This window comes from Halopseudomonas sp. SMJS2, assembly GCF_029866945.1.
In the GTDB taxonomy this organism is placed as follows: Bacteria; Pseudomonadota; Gammaproteobacteria; order Pseudomonadales; family Pseudomonadaceae; genus Halopseudomonas; species Halopseudomonas bauzanensis.
Genome location: NZ_CP123445.1, coordinates 926977 through 941383, shown reverse-complemented (window position 1 = coordinate 941383; position 14407 = coordinate 926977). Strand labels below are relative to the sequence as shown.

Genomic DNA, 14407 nt, shown 5'->3' with positions numbered 1-14407 from the left:
TGCCCGCCCTGACTCGTTTTCCGGCCCGCCCATGCAACGTTGCGATACCTCTTTCGGTAGTCTCCGACTCGACCGCTACCCGCCAACCCGTAATCCGACACTGCAACCTTTCGATGCAGCTGACCTGTATCTGCTGCAGGAACAGGCGCGCCTGTCGGAAGGCTCGGTCACGGGTTCGGTACTGGTGGTCAACGATCAATTCGGTACCCTGGCCTGCGCCCTGGCTCTGACGGGCATCCCGGTAATGAGCTGGGGCGATTCGCATCTGGCCGAGCGCGCGCTGCAGGATAATCTTCGCCATAACCAGCTGTCAGCGCAGACGGTCACCTTTATCGATAGCCAGCGCTTGCCCAACGGCCCGATCAGCCACGTGCTGCTGCGTATTCCGAAAAGCCTGGCACTGCTCGAAGACCAGCTCAGTCGTCTGCGGCCGCGGCTATCAGCCGACGCCGTCGTAATCGCCGGTGCCATGCTCAAGCACCTGCCACCCAGCGCTGGAGATCTATTGGCCAGGTATGTGGGCCCGTACCAGGCGTCCCTCGCCTGGAAGAAGGCCCGTTTGCTGACCGCACGATTCGACTCCGACCTGACACCGGCGATACCGCAGCTCGACACCCGCTATGCCCTGCCCGAAAGCGGCCCTCAACTGACCAACCTGCCCGGCGTGTTCTCACGGGATCGCCTGGATATTGGTACCCGGGTCATGCTGCCCTGCATCCCGCCGACCGCAGGTCCTGCGCGCATTGTCGACCTGGGTTGCGGCAACGGCGCCCTGGGCATCCAGGCGGCACTGCTCAACTCCCAGGCGCAGCTGAGCTTCATTGATGAGTCTTACGCAGCGGTCACCTCGGCACGGCAGAATTTCACCGCTGCCTGCCCCGGACGCGACGCCTGCTTCACCGTCAGCGACGGCCTGGTTGATGCCGAGGCCGCCAGCGCTGATCTGGTGCTGTGCAATCCGCCGTTTCATCAGCAACAGGTGATCGGCGACGAGATTGCCCTGCGCCTGTTTCAGCAGAGCCGCACTGCTCTGGCACCCAATGGCGCCCTGCTGGTGGTCGGCAACCGCCACCTGGCTTACCACGTCAAGTTACGGCGCTTCTTCAGCCAGGTGGAGCAGGTCGGTGGCAACAGCAAGTTTGTGGTGTTGCGGGCCAGCCAGTAATAAAACCGGTTGTACACACATTCTGTGGATAACTCTGTGTACAGGCTTGTGGCAAATGCCGCTGGGCCATATCGCCTCAGGTACTGGCGCAAATAGTTCAAAAAACGACCAACGTGACCAGCGGGTCATTTTTTGGCAGACCACCGCCCTGTAGGTGGCATGATGCCGCACCTTCGGCCTTGACGCAGGGGATAAATTGTTATCCGGTCAGCATTCCCGAAAACGGGTTATTGACAATGCCTTGGGATAATGAATCGTGGAAAGTCCTCCACACATTCTGTGGATAACTCTGTAGACAATACCGGGAAAGCTCGCTCAAGGGCATGCCGGACCTGGGGTCCGGCATGCTGTTCATTGTTTGACCAGCGGCGCGGCCTCTTCCTCATCGCCCGACCCGGCCCGCGTATCAGAGTCGTCGTTGTGCTGGCCACGGTTATTGATGGTCTTCAGCCGCTGCACTGCCCGGGCATTGATCGACCCTTCAGGAAAGTTGCCTGCGGCATCCGGTGTGCCGGCATCCTCACCGGCCAGCAGACTCAACGCCTGGTCGACATTCTCCACCGCATAGATATGGAACAGACCGGCCTTGGCTGCATCCAGCACCGTCTGGTGCAGCATCAGGTTGGGGACATTGGAACGGGGAATGATCACGCCCTGCTCCCCGGTCAGGCCACGCGCTTCACATAGCCGAAAGAACCCTTCGATCTTCACGTTGACCCCACCGACCGCCTGCACTTCGCCGAACTGGTTGATCGAGCCGGTGATCGCAAAACCCTGTTTCAGCGGCACTCGTGACAGGGCGGAGATCAGTGCACAGACCTCACCCAGCGAGGCGCTATCGCCATCGATATAGCCATAGGACTGTTCCAGAGCGATGCTGGCGGAAATCTCCAGCTGATGGTCCTGCGCATACCGACTGCCGAGATAGCCAGTGAGGATCATCACGCCCTTGGAGTGGATCGATTGACCCAGACTGACCTCACGTTCGATATCCACGATGCCGCTGCTGCCGGGATAGACAGTGGCGCTGATCCGCGCCGGCACCCCAAATACCGAATCGCCGATAGCCAGCACCGTCAGCCCGTTGCACTTACCGACCGCCGCACCGGCGGTATCGATCAGGATCACCCCCGACAGCATATCCTCACGGATACGCGCGCTGGCGCGGCCGGTGCGCGCCTCCTTGGCCTGCAAGGCACGCTCGATGTGGCCGGTGTCGGTCATTCTGTCACCGGCCAGCTGACGAGTGAGGTCAGCCTCGGCAACCAGCTGGAAGATATCACTGATACTGGCGGACAGATGCTGCTGATGCTCGGCCAGGCGCGCGCTGTAGGTCAGTATCCGCGCCACGGCGGCGACACTCAGGGGCGCCATGCCCTCCTCATCGACCCGGGTCTTGAGCAGTTGCGCCATGCCATCGATGCTGTCCGGCGTGCGCGGCAGGTAATCGTCGAAATCCACCAGTACGCGAAACAGTTCCTGGAAGTCAGGATCATGGTCCTGCAGGGTGTAATAGATCCGGCGCGAACCGATCAACACCACTTTGACCGACAGCGGAATGACCTCCGGCGTCAGCGTTACCGTGGTCAGCCGGCCGAGGTCAGCCCAGGGCGATTCGATTTTCAGCTCACGCGACTGCAGGGCGCGTTTGAGCGCCTCCCAGACGAAAGGCTCGCTCAACAGTTTTTCCGCCTCCAGCACCAGGTAGCCATGGTTGGCGCGGTGCAGCGCACCGGAGCGGATATGGCGGTAGCTGGTGAGCAGAGCGCCCTGTTCGGAGCTGTATTCCACTCGCCCGAACAGGTTGTCGTAGGAAGGATGCGGTTCATGCACCACGGGCGCGCCCCGGGAGCCCGGATGTTCAATGACGGGGTTGGGGCTGTACCGTTCGATCAGCGCTGCCTTCTTGACCGCCTCGGGGCGTGCATCGGTAGCGCGCTCATCGGCGATCAGCTCGATCACGATCTTCAGTAGATCCTGATGCATCGCCTGGATGTACTGGCATACGCCGGGGTTGTCGCAGTAACGCTCGGTCAACGGTTGCAGCAGCGGCTGCAGCGCATCGGTGATGGTCTGCTCGTTCAGCTCGCGCAATTCGTTGCTGGACTCGCGCTTCCATTGCGGCAGGCTGGACAGCGCCTCGTTGAGCACCTCTTCCAGATCCGAGATATCAGCATGGAAGCGCTCGCGTTCGGCTTCCGGCAGCCGGGTAAACTCCGCCTCATCCAGCCCCTTACCGTCGCGCATGGGGGTAAAGGCCAGATTCTGTCCCTCCCGGTACAGCGCGATGTTGCGCTCCAGCGCCTTGCGTTCGACAGTATCGATGGCGCTGTCATAGCGCTTATTGAAGCGCCGATCGATCGCACTCTTCTTCTGCTGGAAGGCCGGATGCTCGAATACCGCCGGGAAGGTCGCCAGCAGGTTGTCGATCAGATGGTCAATGTCTTCGATGAAGGCGGCTGCGATGCCCGGTGCCATGTGCAGCGCTCTGGGCTCGCGGGGCTCATCGAAATTATTGACGTAGATGCAGTCCTGCGGGGTCGCCATGCGTTTGGCCTCGGCCTGCAGATAGCGCATGGCATAGGAGAATCGCCCCGTGCCCGGCTCGCCCATGACGAACATGTTGTAGCCGGGCCGGCGCATGGCGACACCAAAATGCATCGCCTCGACGGCCCGGTCCTGGCCCAGGATGCCCTTGAACGGTTCCAGATCATCCGTAGACGTGAATCCCAGACTTTCGAGGTCAATCGGGACGGTCAGTTGTTCTGGCGACAGCGGTGTCGGGCCGGCTTTGCTCATCAAACTTGCCTTGTGAAACAGGTGAAAATTCAGTGTAAACCATTGCCCGGGCTTGTGCCCCCGAACTCCCGGACCAGTTCGCGCACCAGCGGCTTCATGAAGAAACTGCTCGGCGGCATCAAGTCGACCCGCAGACCACGCTCCTGCAATTCGCCGGCAACCACCGGCCCCACAGCGGCGATCTTGAGGCCCGCGAGAATCTCTTTCAGCCGCTGCTCCCCTACCGAGCGCCGGCCGATCTGAAACAGCCGCCGCACCTGGGTGCCACTGGTAAAGGCAATGGCATCCAGCCGGCCGGCGGCCAGCTCGGCAATCAGCGCATCAACCTGGGCATTCTCGACATCGTCGGCATAGACATAGGGCCATACCGGGGCCACTTGCGCCCCGGCCTGCTGCAAGAAACTCATCAGCAACTGGTTTGGATCGGTGCCATAGAGTTGCACGGCGATCCGCCGGCCGCGCAGGTCCTCGGTCTGCAGGGTGCTGATGATACCGGCCGTGGTCGGCTCTACAGCAGTCACTTCGGCTTTGAGGCCAACGGCACGAAGGGCCGCGCCCGGCTTGGGTCCGCGAACGATCTTGCGTACCTGTCCGAGTCGGGTGATGAAATCCTCTCGTACTGTGCCTCCGGCCCGTTCAGCAGCCGTGAGGAGCCGGCGCATGCCTTCGCCGGTCAGCATGATGAAGTCGTCCCAGGGCTGACTGATAAAAGCCTCCAGCCAATCCTGTATCGGTTGCTGGTCCGGCGCGTCATGGATGGCTACCAACGGGCAGCGCAGTACTTCTGCGCCGCGCTTGAGGAGCATGTCCGCAAACAAATCCAGTTCGCGGCTTTCAGGCAAGGCGATACGGCGGCCCACCAGGGCAGATCAGACATGGGAGGACCCTTTACCAGAGGAAAGCCGCATTGTGCGGCCAGATCCCGCCGAGCTTCAAGCGCGCCGGGCCTGGCGCCAGTTCACTGCTGGTGTTGAACAAGCGCCGGGGCGGGCGTATCGAGGTGGGGCGCCAGCACTGGCGCCATGCTTTTCAATACCTGCGCCGGCAGCGCTGAGGTGAAGTGAAAGGCACCGGCATCGGCGCCCGGCACGAATGCCGTCAGGGTGCCGAAGTGGTCGGGACCGAGGAAGAATACGAAGGTCGCCGTGCGGTTCAACACCTCGCTGGAAAGGATTCGGCCATCAGCGGCCATGGTATGGCTGCGGTTGTCGCCGGTTCCGGTCTTGCCCCCAACCGCCAGCGGCTCGCCGGCAGCAGTGATGAATACGCCCTGCAGCCGCCGGCCGGTGCCGTCGAGTACCACCGCCGACAGCGCATTGCGCAGCGCCGCCGCCACCTCGGGCTGGAGCACCTGGCGCGCCTCTACTGACAGCGGCTCGAAGCGGGTTTCCCAGGGGGTCGCGGCAGCAAAATGCAGGTTGTTGATGCGCCGCACCGGCTGTCGCTTGCCGTCGTTGAGGATGATGCCCATCAACTCGGCCAAGGCGCTGGGCCGATCGCCGGAGCTGCCCAGCGCCGTCCCCAGGGATGGCACCAGGTGCGGAAAGGGATAACCGACCCGCTGCCAGCGCTGATGCAGATCATCAAAGGCCTCGCGTTCGAGCATGCTGCGGATGCGCACATTGCGTGCACCAGCGTGCCGGGTGCGAAACAGCCAGCCGTAGACTTCCTGGCGCTGAACCGCGCTGGCTGACAGCACCTCATTTAGCGTGGCCTGGGGATGGCGGCGCAAGTATTCCAGCAGCCACAACTCCAGCGGATGCACCTGGGCGATATAACCCTGGTCGGTCAGGTCATACTTGCCCGGGCGGTAGGTGTGGTACAGACGTTCGATGCGATCCGGTTTCTGCGGCACCCGCACCCATTCCTGCAGAAAGGCACTGAAATTGTCGAAATCGGCTTCGGGGTAGAGCATGCGATAGACCACCGAAAGCCGGGCAGCAATAGGTTGCACGTGCTGCAGTAGACGCTCGAATCGCTGCTGCTCATCCATCCCGGCATAACGGCGCCAGAAGCGCTGCAGGTAGACTCGCCCTTCCCGGTCGGCAAACGTTTGCAGCCAGGCCTGGCGGCGCGGATCGCGATCATTGGTCAACAGGCTGCTGGCGTCCTCCACGCTGTGGTGCAGGCTGTAGCGGACAACATCACGCAATAGACGGACGAAAGGCAGGTTGATGGATTCCTGCAGCGCCTCCTGAACGGTTGGTCGCCGACGGTTATCCTCCTTGCGGTAGTTGGAAAAGCGCTGTAGTCCACCCCCGGTTGGAAACCGCTCCCAGGGCGAAGCGGAATAGCGCCGCTGCAAAGCCGCTTCAAGCATGGCTGGCAAGTCGCTGTCGGGGTGGGTGCGCAGGTAGCCTGCTGCCCATTGGCTGAGCGGATCCTGCGCCTGGGCCTCGGCAGCGCGCAGAGCGACCGCGTCGGTATCGGCCAGCGCGGCGTGCAGTTCGGCGATGATTTCAAGATAGCTGGTCAGCACCCGCAGCTTGGCGGTGGACCCCAGCTCCAGCTTGCTGCCCTGGTTCAGGTCGAACGGCTGGCCAGTGGTATCGGTCTGCACCCGCACCTGGTTGCCGGTCGCGGTGCGCTCCATGAGCGTGAAGCTGTAATGCACCTCCGGCGCCTGTTTGCCGGACAGCAGCGTCTCGCCCAGCAATCCGTTCTGGCGAGCGACCCCCTCGTCGGCCAGACTGTGCAAAAACGCGCTGACGGACCGCTGCAACTCCACATCCAGACTGCTGCTGGCACTCAGATCAAGTCGATCCAGATCATAGATCGACTGGCCAAGCAGCGATGCCAACTGGCTGCGGGTCACCCGGATCGCCTTATCCATGTCGATGGTCTCGTCCAGAGGCTGAGTCTGCCAGTCCCGGAATACCAGCGGGCTGGCCAACGCCGCCTCGGCCAACGGCAGATCGATGCGCTGCTCGCTCGCCAACAGCCGCAAATGACTGTCGACCAGCTCCTGCAGCTCAGCCCGACCGTTCAACAGGTACCAGCTGGGCCGCCGCTGGGCGATGATCAGCGATAAGCCCTGGCGCAGCGCCACTGCCTGCGCCTGTAATCCTCGTTCGCCGTTGAGGCTGGCGCTGAAGCCGGCGATATCCGTGGCAAACCAGACCCACAAGGCATCACCGAAACCATGTACTTCGCCATGCCCGGGCGCGGCCGTCAGTGGCACGCTGTTGAGATAATCCAGCACCAGCTGGCGGCGGGCAGTCATGGTCTGCGGTCCACCGCTGTAGGCTCTGATGCTGGCCGACGCCATCTGCCGCAGCTTGTCCATGGGAGATTGGGTACGGCCTTGCAGGGAGTGGCGGTATTTTTCGATCTGGGTCGCCAGCGTGCTGGCGCCATGGCTATACCCCTCCCCGCCCAGAGTGCCGACGACCATGGCCAGTGAAGCGTTGACCAGCCGTGGCCAATCCACGGCGGGGTTGGCATGTTCCAGGCTCGGGTCCAGCAAGTGGCGGTTCTCAATGAAGAGCAACGCCTCCACCAGTAATGGCGGAATATCGTCAAACTCAGCAAAACCGAAGCGGGGATAGGTAAACCGATAGATGGGCTGGCCGTGGTGATCGGCTATCTGCAGGCCCGCCTGGGTTTTCTCCCGATAGGGCAAGAACAGGCCATGATCGGCAAAATTCACCAGTTCATCGGAAAAGCGCACCTGTTGACTGATACCGTAGCCGCGCTGTTGCAGCCGTGTTTGCAAGTCGGGAATCAGACTGTACCCCAGACGCTGATTGAAAGGACCCGCCTCGGGAAAGCGGATCGCCTCACTCGCGCCCTCATCGAGCTGGTAATGAAGTCTGCTGGCGTAATCGCTGAACCACTGCGACTGTAGCCAGGCGTAACGAAACTCAAAGCCTGCGACACAGAGCAGTATCAGCGACACGACGCCCGTCACAATCCATATCCGCAGCCTCATAGCCCCCTCGTTCACTGGTTCGCTTTCAGTCTAGTTCAGGGCTGGCATTCCATCAGTGGATGCAGGGTATTTTTCAAATGGGTTTGGTCAGATCAAGAAAAAGGCCGGGGTTTTCCCGGCCTTCATCGCGCGCCACGGCGATCAGCCGCCGGCACCCGCGCCAGCGCCACTGGCGCCTCCAGATCCGGCACCGCCGGTTCCAGCGCCAGTGCTGCCAGCACCACCACTGGTGCCGGTGCCGGCACCGCCGCCGGTACCTGTGCCGGTGCCACTACCGGTGCCAGACCCTTCTGGGCCAGACGGATTATCCGGGCTGGTAGGCGGTGCATCGCCATTGTCACCAGTCGCGTTGTAGGCACCTGAGTCCTGACGTTGCTCCTGCATGCGGTCATCGTCGTCATGCTTGTCGCCGGCGGCCACCGCCAGCGGGGCAGCAGAGCCCAAAGCAAAGGTAAATAATGCCGTATAGATCAATTGCTGTTTCATGTTTTCCACCTCCGGGTGTATTTGGGGGGACTACATGGAAATAGAATTGCACCGGCGCCAATGGTTCAAACAGAAAAATGTGTCAACGGTAACAACTGGCATCGGTGCGTCACCGCCAACCGAGGGTGGCGGCGCAGTGATTTGTCATCAGCATCGGTCAAGCCAGGTGACTGACCAGATCCCGATGCAGTGCGGCAATCACGTCGGTCTGGGTTACCAACCCGACCAGGCGGCCATTGTCGAGCACCGGCAGACAATGCAGTCCCTGGTTCGACATCAGCGGAATCATGTCCACCACATGGGTCTGCCCATCAACGGTAACCACTGGCGTGGTCATCACTTTGTGCAAGGGCTGATCGCGCCACAAGTTGATACGCGTCGGCAGGATACGACCCAGCGGCAGGTCCAGCTGCGCCAGCAGATCACTCAGGCTGGTGATGCCCTGCACCACCCCATCGCCGTCCACCACCGGCAGGGTCTTGACGTGATGATGACGGAACAGGCGGACGGCCTGCATCACCGTGGTATCCGGGCCGACGGTGCGGATATCCCGTGACATGATCTGCTCGGCGCGGATATCACCCATCTTGCGCCGCAAGGCCGAGCTTTCGGTATCGCGGATAATCTGTTCCAGGTCGTGCCGGGTGATGTCGACGAAGGCGCCGTGCTTCTCCAGGGCCCGATCCAGATCCTCTTCGGTGAAGCCGACCCGCTGCCCCGGAAGAATGTCCCGGGTGTGGTGCAGATCGCCCCGCGGCGCCTGCTTCGGATAACGCACACCGGTGAGGTTGTTGTACAGCGTGGCGCAGAACAGCAGACAGCAGGCGTTGAGCATGATCGGCAATACCAGCCAGCCGCCCAGCGGCGATAACAGGTCACCGGCCAGCAGTATGACCACTACCATGGCGCTCGCCGGTGGGTGCAGGCAGCGCAGCACCGACATGCCCAGCACTACCGCGCCCACGCCGATCACAAGTTGCCAGCCGAGAATCATCTCGGGTAACGGCAAATGCAGCATGGCCAGACCAACCAGTGCTGCCAGCAGGTAACTGCCCAGTACCGGCCAGGGTTGTGCCAGCGCACCGGAGGAAACGACAAACAACAGCACCGCCGAAGCCCCAGCCGGACCCAGCAGAATCATCGCCGTGGTTGACCCATAGAGCAGGCTGGACAACCAGAAGGTGCAGGCCACCGCGCCGGCAACACCCATGGCGGCACGCAGCCACTCACCGGGCCGGGTTTGCACCGTGCGCGGCAACCAACCGAACAACAGATGGGCAAGGGCCAGCAACTGACCGGACATAATATGCTCCTGCCGGCAGTAGGTGACGGCCAGGTAAAGCACATCAGAAACCGGAACTTTGCAAAAGGGGAAATCAAGGGCCAGCCATTCTGACCCTCGAAACCACAACAGACAATTCAATAATTATTGATATCTGGTGCAATTATTTTTATGCAACTCAATGACTTGAGATAACGACCGACGCTCAGGAAGGGGCCCCTATCAGCTCGCCCCCGCGTGCCGTCTCCCCTGCCCCACGGATGGTCATCGCGCAATTGAAGGCCATCAGCACCATCCCCGCAGCGAAGATGCCGCCCCCGATCATCCGCACGATATAACCCGGATGGCTGGCCTCCAGCGCCTCGACGAAGGCGTAGGTCAGAGTGCCATCGACGTTGACCGCGCGCCACATCAGGCCCTGGGTGATGCCATTGACCCACATGGCCACGATATAGAGCACGGTCCCCATGCTGGCCATCCAGAAATGCAGGTTGATCAACTGGATGCTGTACATGCCGTCACGCCCCCAGAGTCGCGGCACCATGTGATAGAGCGCACCGATGCTGATCATCGCCACCCAGCCCAAGGCGCCGGCATGCACGTGGCCGATGGTCCAGTCGGTGTAGTGCGACAGGGCATTCACCGTCTTGATCGCCATCATCGGGCCTTCGAAAGTGGACATGCCGTAGAAGGCCAGTGCTACCACCAGAAAACGCAGGACCGGGTCGGTGCGCAGTTTGTGCCAGGCGCCGGACAGGGTCATCATGCCGTTGATCATGCCGCCCCAGCTCGGCGCCAGCAGGATGATCGACATCACCATGCCCAGGGTCTGCGCCCAATCCGGTAGCGCGGTGTAATGCAGGTGGTGCGGACCGGCCCAGATATACAACGCGATCACCGCCCAGAAATGCACGATCGACAGGCGGTAGGAATAGATCGGCCGCCCCGCCTGCTTGGGTACGTAGTAGTACATCAGACCTAGAAAGCCGACCGACAGGATGAAGCCCACCACGCTGTGCCCATACCACCACTGGATCATGGCATCGGCGGCGCCGGCATAGATGGGGTAGGACTTGAACAGCGAGACCGGCACATCAACGTGGTTCACCACATGCACCAGTCCGGTCACTATGATGAAGGCGCCGTAGAACCAGTTACCCACATAGATGTGCTTGACCTTGCGCCGGGCGATGGTGCCGAAGAACAGGTAGCCGTAGGCGAGCCAGACGACCGTGATCAGCGTGGCGATCGGCCAGATCATCTCGGCGTATTCCTTGCTGGTGGTGAGGCCATTGGCATAGCTGAGAATGATCGCGACGATGATCGTTTGCCAGCCCCAGAACACGAAGTTCGCCAGCTTGTCCGACACCAAGCGTACCCGGCTGGTGCGCTGGACCACATACAGCGAGGTGGCGAACAGGGCGCCACCACCGAAGGCGAAAATCACCAGGTTGGTATGGATAGGACGAATGCGCCCGAAGCTGAACCAGGGCAAATCGAAATTCAGTGCCGGCCAGACCAATTGCGCGGCCAGGACCACGCCCATGGCCATACCCAGCACACCCCAGACCAATGTCATGATGGTGAATTTGCGGACCACGTCATAGTTGTAGCTGGGCTCCGAAGAGCCCGCAGAAGCAGAGGGAAGATGCATGATGACTCCGAGAAGCAAGGCGGGCGAAAACGTGAATAGTGTGCGCCTCACATTGAATATAGACAAACCGATAATAACTAACATTTAATTCAATATTATTTATTATAAGACCCGCTTCATACGCCTGTATTGCCCGCTCATTGACAGCCCGCCGGCCCCTGCTAGTTTGAACATAGTCACAGAACAGAATAACAAGGTGACATATGAATCAATCCGGTCTGAATTTTGCCTTAGGGGATACCCTCTACCTGCTGCGCGAGCAGGTGCGTGGCTTCGTCGATCGCGAGCTGGCACCCCGTGCCGCGGCCATCGACAGTGACAATCAGTTTCCCATGGACATGTGGCGCAAATTGGGCGACATGGGCCTGCTCGGCATCACCGCCGGGGAAGAGTACGGCGGGGCCGGTCAGGGCTACCTGGCCCATGCCCTGGTGATGGAAGAGATCAGCCGCGCCTCGGCGTCCGTGGCTCTGTCCTACGGCGCCCACTCCAATCTTTGTGTCAATCAGATCAGCCGCAACGGCAGCGACGAACAGAAAGCGCGCTACCTGCCCGGGCTGATTTCCGGTGAACGCGTCGGCGCCCTGGCGATGAGCGAGCCCAACGCCGGCTCGGACGTTGTCAGCATGCAACTGCGCGCCGAACGGCGCGGCGATCACTTTGTGCTCAATGGCAGCAAGATGTGGATCACCAACGGTCCGGATGCAGATGTCTATGTGATCTATGCCAAGACCGAACCTGACCGCGGCGCCCACGGGCTGACTGCGTTCATTCTCGAAGGTGACAGCCCCGGCTTCTCCCGCGGGCCGAAGCTCGACAAGCTGGGCATGCGCGGCTCCAACACTTGTGCGCTGTTCTTTGATGATGTGCAGGTACCGCTGGGTAATGTGCTGGGCGAGGTCAACGGCGGGGCCCGGGTGCTGATGAGCGGCCTGGATTATGAACGGGTGGTGCTGGCCGCCGGTCCGGTGGGCATCATGCAGGCCTGCCTGGATGTGGTACTGCCCTACATCCATGATCGTCGCCAGTTCGGCCGCAGTATCGGCGAGTTCCAGCTGATCCAGGGCAAGGTCGCTGACCTCTACACCGGTCTGAATGCCTGCCGCGCCTATCTCTATGCGGTAGCGCGCAGCTGTGATCTGGGACAGGCCAGCCGCCAAGACGCCGCTGGGGTAATCCTGTACACCGCCGAACAGGCCACCCGTGCGGCGCTGGAGGCCATCCAGATTCTCGGCGGCAACGGCTATATCAACGACTACCCCACCGGCCGGCTACTGCGTGACGCCAAGCTCTATGAGATCGGCGCCGGCACCAGTGAAATCCGGCGGATGTTGATTGGCCGGGAGTTGTTCGAGCAGAGCCGCTAACGCCAACAGACAAACTGCTTCGTGGGAGCGGCCTTGGCCGCTCTCACAGAAAGTTCCTGCCAGCATGGGCAAAGCGAGCGGTCATTGAAGCGTCAAGCCGGAACGGAAGGAGAAAATGGCCATATTCAACACCGAGATCAACACCCAATCGCCGGAGTTCACCACCAATCGCAGCGCCATGCTCCGGCAATTGGCAGAACTGAGAACCTTGTTGGCGCAGATCGCCCAGGGCGGCGGCGAACAGGCCCAGGCGCGCCATTGCGCCCGGGGCAAACTGCTGCCACGCGAGCGCATCGATACCCTGCTGGATAGCGGTTCGCCGTTTCTGGAAATCAGCCCCTTGGCAGCCCATGCCGTGTATGACGAAGAAGTGCCCGCCGCCGGGTTGATTGCCGGAATCGGCCGGGTAGCAGGCGTCGAATGCATGATCATCGCCAACGATGCCACGGTGAAGGGCGGCAGCTATTACCCGCTGACGGTAAAGAAACACCTGCGCGCCCAGGCCATCGCCGAGCAGAACCGCCTGCCCTGCCTGTATCTGGTGGATTCCGGCGGAGCCAACCTGCCGCGTCAGGATGAAGTCTTCCCCGACCGCGAACATTTCGGGCGCATCTTCTTCAATCAGGCGCGGATGAGCGCCCAGGGTATCGCCCAGATCGCGGTGGTGATGGGGTCCTGTACCGCCGGTGGCGCCTATGTGCCGGCCATGGCCGAGGAAACCATCATGGTGCGTAACCAGGCGACCATTTTTCTCGCCGGCCCGCCACTGGTACGGGCCGCCACCGGCGAGGTGGTCAGTGCCGAGGAACTGGGCGGCGCCGATGTGCATTGCCGCACCTCGGGCGTGGCCGATCATTATGCCGAGAATGACGAGCATGCCCTGGCGCTGGCCCGGCGCTGCGTCGCCAATCTCAACTGGCGCAAACTGGGCCAGGTGCAGACCCGAGCACCGCAGCCTCCGCGCTACCCCACCGAGGAGTTGTACGGCATCATCCCGGCGCAGGCGAAACAGCCCTATGACGTGCGCGAAGTGATCGCCCGGCTGGTGGACGGCAGTGAGTTCGATGAATTCAAGGCGCTATTCGGTACCACCCTAGTATGTGGATTCGCCCATCTGCACGGCTATCCGCTGGCGATTCTCGCCAACAACGGCATCCTGTTTTCCGAAGCAGCGCAGAAAGGCGCCCACTTCATCGAGTTGGCCTGCCAGCGCGGCATTCCCCTGCTGTTTCTGCAGAACATTACCGGCTTCATGGTTGGCCAGAAATACGAAGCTGGCGGCATCGCCAAGCACGGCTCCAAGCTGGTGACCGCCGTGGCGTGCGCCCGGGTACCCAAGTTCACCGTGATCATCGGCGGCAGTTTCGGCGCCGGCAACTACGGCATGTGCGGGCGCGCCTATGACCCGCATTTTCTGTGGATGTGGCCCAATGCACGTATCGGGGTCATGGGCGGCGAGCAGGCCGCAGGCGTACTGGTGCAGGTCAAGCGCGAACAGGCCGAACGCCGCGGTGAGGTCTTTTCGGAGCAGGACGAGCAACAGCTCAGGCAGCCAATACTGGATCAGTATGAACACCAGGGCCACCCCTGGTATTCCAGTGCGCGTCTGTGGGATGACGGGGTGATCGATCCGGCACAGACCCGGGATATTCTGGGTCTGGCAATGTCAGCCAGTCTGAATGCACCGATGAAGGAGACGCGGTTTGGGGTGTTCAGGATGTAA

The 14407-nt window shown here is 61.5% G+C and carries 9 protein-coding genes; 3 read left to right on the top strand and 6 right to left on the bottom strand.

Annotation, left to right across the window (positions count from 1 at the left end; translation table 11 throughout):
• The first annotated feature begins 31 nt into the window (after positions 1–31).
• The gene (locus QAO71_RS04540) at positions 32–1165 is read left to right on the top strand and encodes a methyltransferase (RefSeq protein ID WP_136869223.1); all 1134 of its coding nucleotides are present in this window, start codon (positions 32–34) and stop codon (positions 1163–1165) included.
• Between the two features lie 351 nt (positions 1166–1516).
• On the opposite strand, the gene QAO71_RS04535 is transcribed toward QAO71_RS04540, so the two are convergent.
• The 6 genes from QAO71_RS04535 to ccoN all read right to left on the bottom strand — a co-directional run bounded on the left by QAO71_RS04535 (position 1517) and on the right by ccoN (position 11317).
• The gene (locus QAO71_RS04535) at positions 1517–3964 is read right to left on the bottom strand and encodes an ATP-binding protein (protein ID WP_036990750.1); all 2448 of its coding nucleotides are present in this window, start codon (positions 3962–3964) and stop codon (positions 1517–1519) included.
• 29 nt (positions 3965–3993) lie between these two features.
• Positions 3994–4770: a uroporphyrinogen-III synthase gene (locus QAO71_RS04530; protein WP_280165371.1), complete on the bottom strand. Its 777-nt coding sequence runs from the start codon at positions 4768–4770 to the stop codon at positions 3994–3996.
• A gap of 152 nt (positions 4771–4922) precedes the next feature.
• The gene (locus QAO71_RS04525) at positions 4923–7862 is read right to left on the bottom strand and encodes a transglycosylase domain-containing protein (protein ID WP_280165370.1); all 2940 of its coding nucleotides are present in this window, start codon (positions 7860–7862) and stop codon (positions 4923–4925) included.
• 174 nt (positions 7863–8036) lie between these two features.
• A complete protein-coding gene (locus tag QAO71_RS04520; RefSeq protein ID WP_051611045.1) occupies positions 8037–8381 on the bottom strand; it encodes a hypothetical protein in 345 nt (114 codons plus the stop codon).
• A 157-nt stretch (positions 8382–8538) separates the two neighbouring features.
• A complete protein-coding gene (locus tag QAO71_RS04515) occupies positions 8539–9684 on the bottom strand; it encodes a CBS domain-containing protein (protein ID WP_280165369.1) in 1146 nt (381 codons plus the stop codon).
• A 184-nt stretch (positions 9685–9868) separates the two neighbouring features.
• Positions 9869–11317 (bottom strand): cytochrome-c oxidase, cbb3-type subunit I, encoded by a 1449-nt coding sequence (gene ccoN / locus QAO71_RS04510; RefSeq protein WP_280165368.1) that lies wholly within the window; start codon positions 11315–11317, stop codon positions 9869–9871.
• 203 nt (positions 11318–11520) lie between these two features.
• Between ccoN and QAO71_RS04505 the strand changes: the two genes are divergently transcribed.
• Together QAO71_RS04505 and QAO71_RS04500 are read left to right on the top strand one after the other, a co-directional pair.
• Complete coding sequence (locus QAO71_RS04505; protein ID WP_280165367.1) at positions 11521–12684, top strand: isovaleryl-CoA dehydrogenase; 1164 nt, start codon at positions 11521–11523, stop codon at positions 12682–12684.
• A gap of 115 nt (positions 12685–12799) precedes the next feature.
• Positions 12800–14407: a carboxyl transferase domain-containing protein gene (locus QAO71_RS04500; protein ID WP_280165366.1), complete on the top strand. Its 1608-nt coding sequence runs from the start codon at positions 12800–12802 to the stop codon at positions 14405–14407.